The 16,907-nt window shown below is 44.2% G+C and carries 11 protein-coding genes; 1 reads left to right on the forward strand and 10 read right to left on the reverse strand.

Features of this window, described 5'->3' with window-relative positions; genetic code table 11:
* Positions 1–66: 66 nt before the first annotated feature.
* On the reverse strand, positions 67–1,245 hold the full coding sequence (locus BMZ95_RS06700) for a 3-phosphoglycerate dehydrogenase family protein (RefSeq protein WP_046922025.1): 1,179 nt from the start codon (positions 1,243–1,245) through the stop codon (positions 67–69).
* Positions 1,245–2,333 carry a 3-phosphoserine/phosphohydroxythreonine transaminase gene (gene serC, locus BMZ95_RS06705; protein WP_174519772.1) on the reverse strand — a complete coding sequence of 363 codons (1,089 nt, stop codon included), beginning with the start codon at positions 2,331–2,333 and terminating at the stop codon, positions 1,245–1,247. The genes BMZ95_RS06700 and serC overlap by 1 nt, the downstream gene beginning before the upstream one ends.
* An 835-nt stretch (positions 2,334–3,168) precedes the next feature.
* On the opposite strand from serC, the gene BMZ95_RS06710 reads away from it, so the two are divergent.
* Positions 3,169–4,512 (forward strand): C40 family peptidase, encoded by a 1,344-nt coding sequence (locus tag BMZ95_RS06710; RefSeq protein ID WP_052750346.1) that lies wholly within the window; start codon positions 3,169–3,171, stop codon positions 4,510–4,512.
* Between the two features lie 855 nt (positions 4,513–5,367).
* Here the strand turns inward: BMZ95_RS06710 and BMZ95_RS06715 are convergent.
* The 8 genes from BMZ95_RS06715 to BMZ95_RS06760 form a co-directional block, all read right to left on the reverse strand.
* On the reverse strand, positions 5,368–6,054 hold the full coding sequence (locus tag BMZ95_RS06715; RefSeq protein WP_014074226.1) for an amino acid ABC transporter permease: 687 nt from the start codon (positions 6,052–6,054) through the stop codon (positions 5,368–5,370).
* 15 nt (positions 6,055–6,069) lie between these two features.
* A complete protein-coding gene (locus BMZ95_RS06720; protein ID WP_014074227.1) occupies positions 6,070–6,900 on the reverse strand; it encodes a transporter substrate-binding domain-containing protein in 831 nt (276 codons plus the stop codon).
* 1,303 nt (positions 6,901–8,203) lie between these two features.
* A complete protein-coding gene (locus BMZ95_RS06735; protein ID WP_046922023.1) occupies positions 8,204–10,027 on the reverse strand; it encodes an alpha amylase N-terminal ig-like domain-containing protein in 1,824 nt (607 codons plus the stop codon).
* A gap of 53 nt (positions 10,028–10,080) precedes the next feature.
* Positions 10,081–10,890: a maltodextrose utilization protein MalA gene (locus BMZ95_RS06740; protein ID WP_046922022.1), complete on the reverse strand. Its 810-nt coding sequence runs from the start codon at positions 10,888–10,890 to the stop codon at positions 10,081–10,083.
* A 205-nt stretch (positions 10,891–11,095) separates the two neighbouring features.
* Positions 11,096–11,971, reverse strand: coding sequence for a sugar ABC transporter permease (locus BMZ95_RS06745; protein ID WP_014074231.1), 876 nt, complete (start codon positions 11,969–11,971; stop codon positions 11,096–11,098).
* An 8-nt stretch (positions 11,972–11,979) separates the two neighbouring features.
* Complete coding sequence (locus BMZ95_RS06750) at positions 11,980–13,263, reverse strand: carbohydrate ABC transporter permease (RefSeq protein WP_014074232.1); 1,284 nt, start codon at positions 13,261–13,263, stop codon at positions 11,980–11,982.
* Between the two features lie 317 nt (positions 13,264–13,580).
* Positions 13,581–14,831 carry an extracellular solute-binding protein gene (locus BMZ95_RS06755; RefSeq protein ID WP_014074233.1) on the reverse strand — a complete coding sequence of 417 codons (1,251 nt, stop codon included), beginning with the start codon at positions 14,829–14,831 and terminating at the stop codon, positions 13,581–13,583.
* A gap of 312 nt (positions 14,832–15,143) precedes the next feature.
* A complete protein-coding gene (locus tag BMZ95_RS06760) occupies positions 15,144–16,907 on the reverse strand; it encodes a glycoside hydrolase family 13 protein (RefSeq protein WP_014074234.1) in 1,764 nt (587 codons plus the stop codon).

Below are 16,907 nucleotides of genomic sequence, written 5' to 3' on the forward strand. Positions count from 1 at the left end.
GATGCCGCTAAGGAAACGGAAATGCTCTCCGTCTGCCCCTGCCAAGGAATTTAATTATACCATACCTTAGGCGTGATTGTGCAATGCCCTGACGCGAATGACCTCAGGAATCGTCATCAATTCCTTCTCAAGCTCTTCGACTTGTTCTTCGGAAAGAGCGGCCGCATCAATTACCGTATAGGCAATCTTATCGCGCGACCTGTTGATCATGTTGTCGATGTTGATTTCGCGATTTGCCAAGATTGTCGTGATTCGTCCAACCATGTTGGGGATGTTTTGGTGAATCAAAGTCAGGCGAAGCGGTGCCTCAAACGGCATTTCGACCGTCGGAAAATTGACCGAATTGACGATGTTTCCCGTTTCAAGATACTTGCGCAAAGTTCTTGCAGCCTGCTTGGCACCGTTGACCTCGGCTTCTTCCGTCGTTCCACCAAGGTGCGGCGTCACGACCGTTTTGTCATGATTAAGAACTTCAGGAGAACTGAAGTCAGTCATGAAAAGCCTCAGCTTGCCGGAATCAAGCGCTTCGCAGACGTCATGATCGTTGACGATTCCGCCGCGCGAATAATTCAGGAGGACTGCCCCGTCCTTCATTTTTGCAAGCTCCTCTGCAGAAATCAGATTGCGGTTCTGTTCAGTATACGGAATATGAATCGTGACATAGTCGCTGTCATTCAAAACGTCATCGAGGGATTCCGCGCGCGGAATGTCGTTGGAAAGCCTCCAGGCATGCTCAACGGAAATATAGGGATCGTATCCGACAACGTCCATCCCTAAATCATATGCTGCACGGGCAACTTTTGACCCGACGGAACCAAGTCCGATAACGCCGATGCGCTTACCCTGAAGTTCCGTTCCGTCAAAATGGTTCTTGCCCTTTTCAGTCTGCAGCGAAACATCTGCGCCGCCCATCTTCTTGGCCCATTGAATCGCAGGAATAACGGGACGGGCTGCCAAGATCAAAAGCGCAACGACAAGCTCCTTGACGGCATTGGCATTTGAGCCCGGGGTATTGAATACGACGGTGCCCTGATCCGTGCATTTTACAAGCGGGATATTATTGAATCCGGCCCCTGCCCGAGCGATTGCAAGCACGTTCGTTCCAAAAGCCGTTTTATGCATGTCCTGGCTTCTTATCAGCAAAGCATCCGGCTTTTCCGTCTGGTTGACCGTATATGATTCCTTTGGAAAAACGTCAATCCCTTCCTGAGCAATTACGTTGTAAGTCTTAACATCGAATGTCATTAGTTTTCCCCCTTGATTTCCGTTTCAAATTTTTCCATGAATTCAACCAATGCCCTGACGCCCTTCAGCGGGAACGCATTATACAGGCTGGCCCGCATGCCACCGACCAGTCGATGGCCCTTGAGATTCTTGAACCCTGCCTCATCTGCCTCCTTGATGAAGCGCCGATCCAATTCTTCGTCGCCCGTAACGAACGGAATATTCGTCGTTGACCGGTCGTCTGCAAAGACCGGCGACTTGAACAGCTTGGAATTGTCCAAGAATTCGTAAAGCAAGCGTGATTTTTCCTCATTGCGCTTTTGTGCGGCATCAACGCCGCCTTCTTCAAGCAGCTGCTTAAAGACGAGACCAGCCGCGTAAATCGCAAAGACCGGCGGCGTATTGAGCGTCGAATGTTTCTTTGAAAGCTTGACGTAATCAAGCATTGAAGGCAGGTTTTGACTTTCATCGAGCAGAGAATGCTTGACAATCACGACGGTCAGACCGGCCGGGCCGATGTTCTTCTGTGCTCCGGCCATAATAAGTCCAAAATCTTCAACGTTATATCTTTGGGCAAGAATGTTTGACGACATGTCAGCCACAACGACGTTTCCCTTTACGTCCGGCAGCTTGCGATACATCGTTCCTTCAATCGTGTTGTTGAGCGTGACGTGAACATAGTCGCAAGGTCTGTCCAAATTCAGAGAATACGGCAGCTTCGTGTAATTTTCGGCCTCTCCGGATGCTGCCGCATATGTCGAGATTCCCGGCAGCAAATCCGCTTCCTGCCTGGCACGGACTGCCCAATGTCCGGAATCGACAACGGCAACGGTCTTTTCCCTGCGTGCCAGATTCAGGGGAATCGTGTCAAACTGAAGCGTCCCGCCCCCCTGAAGAAACAGGACATCATAATCGTCCGGCACGTTCATCAGCTGACGCAGATCGCTTTCGGCCTCATTTTGCATGTCAACGTAAAGTGAGGATCGGTGACTGATCTCCATAATGCTCATACCGCTTCCCTTATATGAAGGAAGTTCCGCCTGAATCTTCTTGACGACTGACTTTGGCATCACCGCCGGTCCAGCTGAAAAGTTATAAATCTCTGTCACATTACCCACTTCTTTCTTGTTTTGAATTTAATTAATCTATTTCTAATAAACAGAAAAGTTTCTGCTATCCTTTAACTTTAGGCTATTATCATGCAAAATGCAATAAGTTTCAGCGATAAAAATTAAAGAAATGTTTGAATTCCAACTCTTATTTAATGTCTCAATTATCGGATTGACAAATTCAGATTTTAATAATTAACATAACTGTAACATTCACGAGCTTTCATTGACAATCTTTGACGTTCAAAACCCTGTATTTTACAAGGGGTTTCCCCAGGCATCGGTTCCCTTAAGTCTTTTGTAACATTCACGTAACGTTAGAATGAAAGAGAACTTTGAAATCCATAACTTCAACAAACAAAATCCTTTATAAAAAGGAATTCTTCATTGCTTCATCAATATCTCACAAAAGCTTCACGTTTGCCTTTAAATCCCGTTATATCAACAATAATGAGCTGTTTGTTACAAAAATAACTTATTTTGTAATATTTTTAGCTCATATTTGCAACATTTACCAGTTAGAATAGTACGTATAGGGTGTCAAGGGAAAGTTTACCCTGTTGACATAATCCGTGAAACATGATATGCATGTTTCTTTGTTTATCGTTGGTGTTATTTAGAACTTATTCCATAGTATTTGAATCGGGAGGATAGAGACTGTTAATAGAATTGAAGAACGTTGCGCAACAGCATTTACCAATCAGGGGCAAGGCTGTTTGCCCTGGTCAGTCGCTTTAGGAAGAGCCACTGGCCTTGATGCCGGTCTTTGAGCCGGCAAGCGCAACGGATGCAGTTTTTGCATCATCCTATGTTTTATATAGCAGTTGTAGTTATTTTGAATCATACAGCTAAAAATATTTTAATCGGTACAGCTGGTGCTGCGGGTTTGTTTTTGGCCTCAGCTGCAACAGCAAATGCCGATACAGCACATAAAGTTGTTAAAAACGACACTGTTTGGGATCTTTCCCAAAAATACGGCGTTTCCATCGAATCAATTGAAACGCTTAACAAGATTGATCAGAACAGTCATTTGATCGTTACTGGTCAGACATTGCAAATTCCTGCAAAAAACGATGCCAGACAACAAGAAGACAAGACAACGGAAGCAACGCATGAGGTTTCAGTAAAAGACGGTGATTCTCTCTGGACGATTGCACAGGCTGAAAACACGACGGTTGACAAGCTTCGTTCATTGAACAACCTTAAAGCAGACGAAAATTTGATCTACCCTGGTCAAACGCTCAAGGTTCCCGGTGCTGCCCAAGCAGCGGCTCAAACTCAAACGACGTCCGCCGATACCCAACAAGCTTCAGCTCAAACGCAACAGCCTGCTCAACAAACCGCTTCAGCTGATCAGACTCAGCAAGCAGCTGCAACGAATGCTCAAACTCAACAAGAAGCTTCGACTGCTGCTAACTCTGAGGCTTCTCAACAGCAACAGGTTCAAGTTGTCGTTTCTGCAAACCATACGACTCATACGGTCGTTTCCGGAGAATCTCTTTGGTCGATCGCACAAGCTTACGGTGTGACCGTTGATTCATTGCGTCAGTCAAACAACCTTGGTGCAACGCTTGTCGCAGGCACGACTTTGACGATCAACGATCCGACAAAGAATCCTGCACAGCAGCAGACACAGGCTGCTCGACAACAAAAGCAAGCTGCTCAGGCGGAAGCTTCAACTCAAACACAGCAGGCAACCCAAAGCAGCAATAATGTTCAACAGCAACAAACACAGCAACAGGCTCAACCATCGAGCTCAAGCAGCCAGCAGCAGTCTGCACCTGCTCAGCAGCAAGCGACACCAACTCCTGCCGCTTCATCCTCAATCAGCGGCAGTGCGGTTGCAGCATATGCTCAACAATTCATCGGCGTGCCTTACGTTTCCGGTGGCAAGACGCCAAGCGGCTTTGACTGCTCAGGATTTACACATTACGTCTATGCACACTTCGGCAAGGAAATCGGAGGATGGACGGTTCCTCAGGAAAGCGCCGGAACACAGATCAGTGTCAGCCAGGCTCAAGTCGGCGATTTGCTCTTCTGGGGTGCACGCGGTAATACTTACCACGTTGCAATCTATCTTGGCGGCGGACAGTATATTACTGCTCCGGAACCCGGACAAAGCGTCAAAATCGGCAATATCCGTTACTTCCAACCTTCATTTGCCGTTCACGTAAATTAAACAATGATTCAAAGAGGCTGGGGAGAATGTGATCTCAATTGAAAACCCGGACGGAATTTGCATTAACTGCAAATTCCGTCCGGGTTTTTATGTATATGGGAACAAAATTCCTGTTATGACGGAAATAACCAAAGGAAGAGTAACAAGAGTCAGCTCCCAGACAACGAACGAATTCAGTCGCAAGCTGCCTTTTATCTCTCCCTTATATTGTGATTCATATCTGTTTATGTTTTTACATTTTACGTGTCCTCTGAAGCTGCCCGAAATTAAACGATTATTATTAATATTTATGCACAAATTTTATTTTTACTCAATTACCAACTTAATAGTGTAATTATAGTATTTTTTATCATAATAACTATTCAAGATATATTTTTTATAGAATAACAATCATCTTTGAGTAAAAGCGATTTTTAGTTATTCTCTTTATTTTTGTGCCTACAATAATCAGAATGTTTCCAAATAATGCCTTTTCCCTTAGAAACACAACTAAAAAACTCCCTAGCCGGGGAAAGGCCAGGGAGAAAAAAGGTTATATGGAGTATTCGATTATATCGCAGCACTGGGGAAGCGTGCAATACAATAGTTCCTTTGGAAAAAGGAACTAGCTTGAAATTTCCTTCAAGCTACAGGTTTATATTACAAGTTTGATGTGAACTTTTTATGAACTTTGGTTGAAAAATGATTATTTATTCACTAGCAAGATTTTGGACTGAATCTCCGCTTGTGCTCACATCAAACGTTAGCCGGCGAATCTTTTTTACAACTAAAAAAACAAATTAAAACAGCGCCATGGGGCAACATGACGCAGTTTTGCAGTTGCGCCCGCCGACATCATGTGTGTTAGGGAGTTTTTCAGGCCAGGCGCGCATATTTGCGACTCATTTTCTTTTCAAAATATCCAATAATCCAGGATAACGTAAACGTCAATACGAAGTAGATGGCAGCAGCGACAATCAAAGGAGGAACAAAGTCATACAACGTTCCGCCAACGCCCAAAGCTTGTGCCGTAACTTCCTGAACGCCGATATAAAACAGAACGGAAGATTCCTTGATCAAAGAGATGAACTCGTTTCCCATTGCCGGAAGAGCATTTCTGACCGCTTGCGGCAAAACGATTTCAAACATTACCATATGACGCGTCATTCCTAATGACAGACCAGCCTCAGTTTGTCCTTTCGGAATCGAAATAATCCCTGAACGGAAAATCTCCGCCGTATAAGCCCCTGAATTTAACCCAAGAGCAATCGAACCTGGCAAAACGCGATCAAGACTGGCGCCAAGAATATGAATCGGCGGGATGCTCAAGATTTTTGACAACGAATAATAAATCAGCATGACCTGAATCATCGAAGGAGTTCCGCGAACAACCGAGATATAGACGCGAGAAATCGTCGCCAGAATCTTGTTGTCGGAAATTCTCATCAAAACCAGCAGCAAGCCAATCAAAATCCCGATAACGCTTGCGATGATCGAGATGATAATAGTTTGTGCGGTACCTTCAAGAAAGGCTGGGTAATAGCGCCCTAAAAAGTCAAACATCTTAGATCCTCCTCATTACTTGCCGTACTTGGCTTGCAAGTTCTGAGCATCTTGAAGCATTTGGCCCGAAGTGCCGCCTTTTTGAATCTTGTCGATAACCTCGTTAACGACCTTGATCAGCTTCTTATCGCCCTTCTTAGCAGCAACGCTGTACGATTCGATATCTTTGCCGGTTGTCAATTTTACCTTGGCAATCGCATACTTGCCAGGATTTTGCTTTACATAATTATTGGCAATTGCATTTTCCAAAACAAGACCGTCAATCTTGCCGTTCTTAAGCTCTGTTGCAAGACTCGTCGTCACGGATTCCGTCACGAGGTTTGCGCCCTTCATTTGCTTTTTAACGATGTCTTCTTGCGTCGTTGATTGTTGAGCACCGATTTGCTTGCCCTTCGTATCGCTGATCTTGTTATACTTGTCAGCATCCTTCTTTTGAACAAGCATAACGTTCTCAACCGTGTAATAAGGCTTTGAAAAATCAACGACTTTTGCACGCTTGGCCGTCTTCGTCATGCCGCTCAAAACAAGATCGACTTTGTCGTTTTGAAGTTCAGAAATGAGCGACGGAAATTCCGTGTTGACGATCTTAAGCTTAACACCAAGCTTATCGGCAACTTTTTGCGCAAGCATGATGTCATAACCGGTAATTTCTTTTTTGCCGTTTTTAACGATCGGAAATTCGAACGGTGCAAAGTCTGCCGAAGTTCCGATGGTCAAAGTCTTGTTGTCCTTGACCTCTTGCACAGAATTATCTGATGATTTCTTTCCGCATCCGCAAAGAATCAGACCAAGAGCACAAACTGAAGCAATCCCAAGCGTAAACTTCTTAATCATATTCTTTTTCATATCAATTTCCTCCAATATTTAACATTGTGCCTGATTTCATGCTGATAGATGCACAACCAATCCTGATAAGTTACGAGACGTCATTTGCCCTTTTCGTCGTCGTTTTTTCATAGTAATTAACTCCTTAACTGTTTCGATATTGCATATGTTAAACTTATATACGGGATTTGTCAATATATTTATGCAATTTTTAGTGATTTTTTTGTTTTTTATGCATTTGTATGAATATTAGAAACGTAGTGACCCGCCATCTGCATTTTTCATGCATCCGATTTTTTTGTAAAATGCAGAGCTGACGGCAGCGAACAATGACTTGATGCCTCTTGAATCGACGTTCACGGCATTTGCGGGCAAATCGAAAAAAATGGCATTTTTCCCGGAACCGCAGTCTGCCTTTGAGTAATTTTGTTGATTGCGGCTTTGCTCGGAATCCTGCTTTAGCGCGCGGATCCGAAAGTAGACAAAAAACGGAATAAATGCCTCATTTTTGTCTACCAGCTTGTCAAAATTCGGGGCGCGCGGAACCAAAAGTAGACAAAAACCGGGGTGAATGCCTCATTTTTGTCTACCGGTTGGTCCAAATTCAGGGTGCGCGGATCCGAAAGTAGACAAAAAACGGGGTGAATGCCTCATTTTTGTCTCCCGGCTTGTCGAAATTCGGGGCGCGCGGAACCAAAAGTAGACAAAAACCAGGGTGAATGCCTCATTTTTGTCTACCGGTTGGTCCAAATTCAGGGTGCGCGGATCCGAAAGTAGACAAAAACCGGGGTGAATGCCTCATTTTTGTCTACCGGTTGGTCCAAATTCAGGGTGCGCGGAACCAAAAGTAAAACAAAATCTCCAAAATTCGGAAAAATGTTCTACTCGGTTACCTTCGCCAAAGCCGTGTGGTCTCAGATTACGGGCAAATTTCAAAAAGCAACGATTTGCCCGTAACCGAGGTCAGGTGCAGTGATTGAGCAAATGATGCGCAGCACTGCCTTTGGCAAAATCACTGCCGTTTACGGACAAATCGATGAAAATGGGCTCTTTGTCCGTAAATTTAAGTGAAATCTTGTCGTGCCTCCCAGAACAAGAGAAAATCCGCACCAATCATGGCACGGATTTAAATCATTATTCAGTTGAGCGTTCGGCTCCACACCTTGTCATAATCATGTTTCGCCTCACAACCCCCTTGTCCCAAGCACCCTTGCTCGGGCAAGACGAGCTTACCCGTCGCAAGTGCGACTTGGATACGCGGGGGCTGAGCGTTCGGCTCCACACCTTGTCTAAATCGGGTTCATGACCGCTCGTTTCCACACCTTTACATTTCCACAATCACAAACCCCTGCTTGCCTAAGCGCGAATCCTTTTCCATCAAATTTTGACTCAAAAGCAATTTGGCATTTTTCGGCGTCACGATTCGGATGCTGCCGTAACCCAAATTGAAGCAGCAAAACAGTTGCTGCTTGCCAAGTCTTCGCGTAAACGTAATGAAACCCGTCTTATTGCTGCACTGCCCCCATTCAAAGCTGCCCTTGGTCAAAATATCGATGTATTTTCTTCTGATTGCGGTCAAGCGTGAAACAAAACGCGTCATCGTAGCGTTTTGTTTTTCTTTTTCCCACTTCATCGTCGGTTGCAAGGACGGACTTTGACTCGCATTTAAAAACGGCTGTTCACCAGAATTTTCATCTTTTTCTTCCGCTTTGACCGACAGCAAATCCTCGGTTCCGTACAAAAAACAAGGGGCCTGAATCTGCATGAACGAAAAAGCCAGCAATGATCTCAAAAGTTCTTCATTTCCGCCGCATGCGTCAATCAGCCGAACCGTATCCGGTGCATCGAACTCCAATATGTCGCAAGGAATAGCCGAAGAGCGTCGCTTGGAAGCAGTCTGAACTTGCGAGTCGCTCAAATCAATGGGCGTCACGTCGCCCTTGGTGAACGCATCAACAATCTCGCATGAGTACGAATTCGAAAAGACAACATCAAGCACGTTTTCTGAACCGTCATTTGCTTTGAGGCGTCCCTTGGAAACAAGCATGACGCTCGGATCAAGTAAACGCAGCTCATCTTTTAAACGTCGCTTGAACGAGTCAGGCAGCTCATCCGCATTGTTCAAACACCATGCATCGATTCCGAAATTTCTTGTCCAGTACCTGAAAACATTGCTGAACATATCTTGAACCTCTGCATTTTCAAAATTGAGTCTTGGCTGATGAGGGTTGTCGTCAACAGCTTCATAAGTCAGCATTTTAGCGTAATCAGGAATGTCGCTTGGAATGTAGCGAACAGGATACTTGTCAATCAAGAACCACTTGGCGTAAGACGAGCGCTCGCTATAATGACGAACGTCCTGCCATTCGAGCGAAAAATCGCTCAAGTGGTCGCAACAAATATCCATCATCACGTGCATCCCGCGATTATGCACGGCTTCAACCAGTTTTTTCAAAGTTTCTTTCGTACCGAAATTTTTGTCAACCTGAAAAAAGTCGATTGTATCAAATTTATGTCCTGAATATGCGGAAAATACCGGTGTCAAATACAGTCCGTTGAACCCAAGCTTTTGCAGATGATCCAAATGATCAATGATTCCCTGAAGGTCACCACCGAAAAGACTGGCCTTCATTGGATCATTGTTCCAGTCATCTGCACCTTTAGGATCGCTTGTTTCGTCTCCGTTAGCGAAACGATCCGGCATCACGCGATACCACACGGTTTTTTGAGCCCAATCGTTTGAAATTTTTTGACTGCATTTATTCAGATAAGGGGTAATGAATCCTCGCATCTGAGCAACGTTTTGAAGGTTGAAGATTTTCAGCGCGTTTTCACCGTAAAGATATTCTCCATCCGTTGCATCAAGCAGTCTGAAAGCATACTTGATGCGATGCTTGGACGAAACCGGCAACAATGCCTCCCAGTAGTCAAACTCGCCATTCACCAAATATTTTGTCATTTCGAGCTGGTCAAAAGCCCAAGTATTGCCCTCGATATTCCTCAGTGCTTCTGCGCAAGGAGCACCATAAATTACTCTGATTCGCGCAAAGTCTCCATGCCTTGTTCTCAAGCGCACGCAATACTTGTTTTGTTTGGTCAAATAACCCATTTCGCTTTCTGGGTGATGAAAAATTGCCGCTTTGTCCATTTCTATTACCTCACCTGATTTTCTACTGTCTATATTATAACTTAAAAATCAAGTTATTTGCGTTTTTCAACATAGTAATCATTGAAGTGAGTTTTTGTATATACGACAAGCATCAAAATGATTGCAGAAGCCGATTGCACGGCCGTCATCAATGACAAGTCGAAATGCACAGTCCCGAAAACAAATGCCACCAACGATGCCGGCCCCAAAACGTTTAACATGACGTTGACTGCTTCTTTGAAGCTTCCGATTGTAATCATCGGACTCTTTCTTGCAAGCCATAAAAAGATGCTTCCGACAAGAATGATCAAAACATCCGTCATCAAAAACATGGATCCCACAAGAAACATCATTGAAAATGCAATTGCCGCCTTATTCCTAAGATACCAAGTTTTCACAAGCTGTTCTTTCAACTTGCCTTCATTCGGTGCATATTTTTCGTTATAAAAAATCTTGTAGGTTACCTTGCGATCTCTCAAATAGAAAAATTTGTCGCACATGACGACTGCCGATTTTGCTTTGTCTACCTGTTTTTTCGGCAAATTGATGCCCATCAAACGTCCTTTCTCGTTTTTGAGAACCTGCGAATTCTTAAATGAATATTCATCTTTGGAATATGAAGCATTCTTGGCAATTTGCTGCATTTCCTTATCATTTAGCATTTGCGAAACCTCAGGCATATATTCACCGATATCGACCGTCGTCTTTTGCTGATAATAAAGCGGAACCGGTGTTAAAACAAGCGCAAACAAGAAAACGAATACCAAAATCAGCTGCCACCACTTCATTGATTTGCGATTCGTAAACATTTTTACTGGTGACGTCCATGATGCGAAATAATTTGACGGAAATGCGTCTTTCATTATAAAAACCTCGTTTCAAGTACTTTATACAAATAATTTTACCACGTTTGCAATCGCTCGCAAAGGCGGTACGTCAACTTTCCCTAAATACGCGGCTCTGCATTTTTTCAAAACAAAAAGGAACCGGATTCCCGGTTCCCTAGCAATTAATTAAGCTAAAGGAGTTCATGGGAGAAAGTTAGCTCCCATGCCTCCAAAATTTCCGTTAGCCCTTGGCACCGCCGGCCGTCAAACCGGTTACGAAATATCTTTGCAGATAGAAGAACAATGCGCAGATCGGAAGGGCAATCAGAATAGCACCTGCGGCAAACAAGGCAACTTGTTGATTTTTCGGATCTGAGATGAATTCCTGCAGCCCAACGGCAACAGTCAGATTCTCCTCTTCGCGAAGCAGGTAGCGAGCCGTCATGTAATCGCCGAACGGTCCCATAAATGCCCACAGCGCTTGAACCGCAATCATCGGCTTGACAAGCGGCATGACGATCTTCCAGAAAATAGTGAAGTTGCCGGCACCGTCAAGTTTGGCCGATTCGTCAAAGTCATAAGGCACGGTGTCAAAATATCCTTTCATCAGCCAGGTATTCATCGGAATGCCTCCGCCGATATAGATCAAAATCAAGAACCAGTCATGATCAAGCCCATTAAGCAACATGCCCAAAACGTAGTAAGCAGTCAGAGCCGCCATCGTCGGTACCATTTGAACGACAAGGAAGAAAGTCAATGACCACTTTTTGCCGGCAAAGTTATAGCGCGAATATGTGTACCCTGCAAGGGTAATAACAGCAACTTGAACAAACATCGTAAAAATAGAGATGATGAGCGTATTTCCGTACCAAGTACCGTAAAGCGTATCCGTGAACAATTCCTTGAAGTTGTTCAACGTCCATGGCCCGCTGAAATCAAGCGTAAAGGCAACCACGTCGCTGCTCTTAAATGCAGTCATCGTCGTAATCAGCAACGGATAGATAATAATTATCGAAAGCAAAATCATGTACAGATACGTGAAGAAATGTTTTAAGAAACGGTTCCTCTTGATCGAGCTTTGCTTTTTGACTTTTATTTGTTCAGCCATCTTAATCATTCCCCTCTCTAATCCATGTCAAATGCATGCGACTTCTTGAATACGAACAACGAAACCGCAATGACGATTGCCGAAATAATCAGCGTGATTGCAGAAGCAAGTCCGTATTGCGGCGTAGTGCCGGTCGTCAGCTTATAGATCCATGAAATCAAGATATCAGAATTTCCGGCACCACCGCCAACGTCTCCTGGGCCACCATTATTGAACAGGTAGATGATAGAGAAGTTGTTGAAGTTGAACGTATATTGCGTCACGAACGTCGGTGCGGCAACGGCCAAAATTGCAGGCAGCGTAATGTGATTGAACTTTTGTACCGGCGTTGCGCCGTCAATCGTCGCAGCTTCATATAAATCTTCAGAAATTGATTGCAAAATACCGGTTACCAGCACGTAGATATACGGGAAACCAAGCCAACCTTGAATCATGATCAAAGCAACCTTTGTCCAAAACGGATCAGTCATCCAGCTGATCTGTGGAATATGAACCGGCAGGAAATGATTCAAAAACGGAATTACCTGGATATTAATCGCACCAGCTGAATCATTGAAAATATTTGAAAAACTCATAATCGTGACAAATGCAGGGACGGCCCATGGCAGCAAGAAAATAATCCCAAAGATTTTTTTGCCTTTGATGAAATCTTGGTGAGCAACGACAGCCGTGAAAATTCCGATCACGATTTGAAGCGTTGAGGCACACAATGTCCAAATTACCGTCCATCCAAAGACCGCACCGAACGTCGCACGATAGGAACTGAGCATAAACATATCGTGGAAGTTTTGAATACCAATCCATGAAATAAGAGATGCGGGCGGAATATGGTTAAAATCGTAATTCGTAAATGCCATAAGCAGCGTTACGAAGACGGGCAAAATAATCGTAAAAATCATTAAAATATATGCCGGAAACGTCAGCAAATAAGGAAAACCATCAGTCGCAAGCGAATCACACATTTCCTTCCAAGTCTTAGGAACGTCCTTGCCTCGATTGATTGCTTCCGCTGTTTTTCTTGCATCTCTAACATTGACAATATAAAACATCAAAAAGATAATTGTGACTAAAAATTGCAGCGTTCCTCGAACCATCAAGAACATCGAATGATCTCTTCCGGCAACCGTCCCGAGAGTAACAAGCCCGACCAAGGCATTGAAACCAAAAACGGCCATTTCAATGATGAAAAGAGCAAAGATGCCTAAAAAGATGATTCCTTTAGCCTTTTGACCATTTTTTAATTGACCAAGTCCAGGAATCAGAGAAAGCCACATTGTTTTCTTTGGATTCAACTTTTCCATTTAAATCCCACTCCTTTAAAACGACATAAATAATTGCTATTGGCGAAAGCAAAAGCCTTCATAATCAAAGAGTTTGGCTGATTGCCAAACTCTTCTGAAAAATATTTGAAAAGCATCAAAGATGAACGGGCAAGCCAAGCGGCTGAAACCAATGCTTGCGTACGGGCTCATGACCGCTCGCTTCCACACCTTGTCTTAATCAGGTTCCAGCTCGCATTCCCCCTATCGCAAGCAAGGACTCCCTGGACGAGACAAGCTCGCCTTCGGTCGCCCAATGCTTGCGTACGGGCTCATGACCGCTCGCTTCCACACCTTGTCTAATCCTTATACTTTTGTTCAATCGATTGACTGATCTGTTTTACAGCAGCATCTGCCGCCTGCTTTGGCGTCTTCTTGCCAGAAGCCGCATTTATGACCAAGTTTTCAGCACCTGTCCAAACTTCGGCCATTTCCGGAATGTTAGGCATCGGATCTGCATAAGCAAATTGCTTGATAACGGCCTTGGACAATTCCGTACCATTCTTGATTGCATAGTTGCGAGCATTTTGATTGGCAGGAACTTCTTGAACGTCCTTGTAGAATTTCTCTTGATTCTTGTCGTTTGTCAGATAGTCGATGAACTTTTGGCAAACTGCTTTATTCTTCGTATACTTTGAAACGACCCATGCCTTGCCGCCGCCGAATGCTTGATATTTTTTACCGTTGTCCAACGTCGGAATCGTTGCGACGCCATAGTTGACCTTGTCTTTCTTATATGTTGCGGCCATCCATGGACCATCGATGATTGCGGCAGTCTTGCCGGACGTAAATTGATCCGTAATGAAGTTTTCGTTTGAAGTCTTTGACTGCATGCCTTTTGGCCAAACGTTCTTGAACCAGTCAGTGATGTATGTCAAGCCTTCAACTGCACCGCTGTTGTTCAAACCAAGCTTCTTAGGATTTGTATTGCTGTCACCGAAGATATAGCCGCCATAACCTTTGATCAAGCCGTAAGCGTTATAGAAATTTGTCCATTGGCAAAGGAACCCGACGTTTTTGGTCTTGTCGTTTGCATATGCGTACTTTGAATCCTTGGAAAGAGCTTCAAGATCTTTGAACGTCTTAGGAGCCGTCTTGATAAGATTCTTGTTATAGTACATAACGAGCGTTTCTATTGCGGCCGGTTCGCCATATTGCTTGCCATTAAGCGTAACAAGTTTTTTGTCGCGTGAATCGTAGCGACCGGAGACAAGCTTAACGTCAGCCAATTGGCCTTGCTTGCCCAAAACGCCGACTCTGTCAAACGGAGCCATCATCACGTCAGCAGCTTTACCTGCAGGTCCGTCAAGTTTCAAAGCGTCCAAAGTTGCCAGAGCATCCTTCGTCTTTACGACAACCTTGACGTTGTTCTTCTTTTCAAAGTTGCCTTTGACTTCATTGATATAATCTTTGTAGCCTTTGTCAACTGAAATAGTAATCGTCTTCTTTGAGGAATCGGATCCGCTCTTACTGTTTCCGCAAGCAGCCAATGACGCGGTTGCACCCAACGCAATAGCTAAAACACTAGCTTTCTTGATATATTTGTTCATTTTAAATCCCCCTTTAGGTTAATTCGTTTTCTTACAAGTTTTATTATGCGTCATCATATTTCTTTATGCAACCGATTACAAGGTGTTACCGGTAACATATTGTAGCGCTTACATTATAGTGCCGATTGATTTTGTAAACATTCTTCTTTTTTCGTTAAATGCAGCACTCGCTAAATCATCACGCCAAGCTATTTGCTTATTTCCATCATGGAAGGCGATCGTCACTAATACAAAAAACCGGATGATTTGCAATTATTTGCAAATCATCCGGATCCTTAATTTGAGGCATAGTTTGCCCCGCCCTTGAAAAATTTATTTCTTTACGATTATGAAGCCGTCTTTTTCAACCTTGTCATTCTTAAGGTTTTGCCCGAGCAAGACTTCACCAAAACAAGGCGCTTCAAGTGCTTTTTCACCCATGTTGAAGAAGCAATGCAACTCAACTCCGTCAAAACTTCTGACGACTTCAAGACTGTTCGTTTCGTCACAAACGTTCCTGTATTCGACTTTTCCCTTCGACCAAATATCTGCGTAATCTTTTCTGAGCTTAATCAGCTTTTGCATGAACGCAAACATTTCGTGATCCTGTTTTTCCTCATCCCAAATCATGCACTTGCGACATCCTGGATCAAAGCCACCGTCGAGTCCAACTTCCGTGCCATAGTAAACGCAAGGGGCACCAGGCTGCGTGAACATGAACGCAAGCGTCTGACGCTGAAGCTTTTTGTTACCGTGACAAAGCGTCAAAAGTCGAGCCGTATCATGAGTATCCATGGCATTCAGCATGACTTCGTTCGTCTGATCGCGATATTTCATCAAATGTTCGGAAAGCATCGATACCATTTCTTTTGCCGTCGTTTCGTGCTTGACGAAATCAAGCGCAATCGACTCAGTAAACGGATAGTTCATCACAGCATCAAATTCTTCTTGTTCAACCCATTCCTGAGCACTGTGCCAGACTTCGCCGAGAACGTAAAAATCTGACTTCAATTCGTGCGTTGCGGCATAAAACCTCTTCCAAAAATGGTGATCGATTTCGTTTGCGACATCGAGCCGCCAGGCATCAATGTCAAATTCTTTGATCCAGTACTGCGCAATCTCAAGCAGATATTCTGCCGTTTCCTCATTAGCGGTATTGAGTTTTGGCATATGCGGAGTCGTTGCGAAGACTTCATAGGTCAAATTTTTTGCATGCTCTGCATTTTCCGTCTCATCATAAGAAACGGGGAATTTGTTGATGTGGAACCATTTGGCAAATCTGGAATTTTCGCCGTACTTTTGCACGTCTTTCCATTGAATCGAAAAATCGCCCATATGGTTGAAAACCGCATCAAGCATGACGTGCATCCCGCGTTCATGGGCAGCATCAACCAACTCTTTGAACGTCTCCTTGTCGCCAAATGCAGGGTCGATTCCAAAATAGTCGACCGTATCGTACTTGTGATTGGACGTTGCGGTAAAAATCGGGCACAGGTACAGTCCGTTTACACCCAAATCCTGCAAATAGTCGAGGTGATCAAGAATTCCCTTCAGATCACCGCCAAAAAAGTTCGTCGGTGTCGGATCGGCACTCCCCCAAGGAAGAGTTCCAGTCGGATCATTAGTCTTGTCGCCATTTGCGAACCTTTCCGGGAAAATCTGATACCAAACAGTTTTCTTGACCCATTCGGGCGTTTTGACGCGGTCGATTTCATGAAGATAAGGCATCCTGAAACAGGATAGCTTGTCTTCGTTTTCTTCCGTATAAGGCATTACGCGCCTGTCGTCATATAATATCTCTTCTCCGTCGTTGCCAACCAGATGAAACGCATACTGAAGCCTGTTCAAAGGCATCTTGACTTCCGTTTCCCAATAGTCGTGGTATTTGGTTTCAAACGTTTTCTCCATCAAAATGACGTCATGCTCCCAAGTGCTTTCGTCTTTTTCGTTGACCTTGTTTCCGTACGGATCTCCGTAAAGCAGCTTGACTTCTTTGACATCGCTGTGCTTTGTTCTCAAGCGAATCTGAAAAGCATCTTTTGTCTTAAGATATGCCATCTCGCTGTCCGGGCGATGATATAACGCTGAAATTTCCAT

The sequence above is a fragment of the Ligilactobacillus ruminis DSM 20403 = NBRC 102161 genome, from assembly GCF_900113455.1.
Taxonomy (GTDB): domain Bacteria; phylum Bacillota; class Bacilli; order Lactobacillales; family Lactobacillaceae; genus Ligilactobacillus; species Ligilactobacillus ruminis.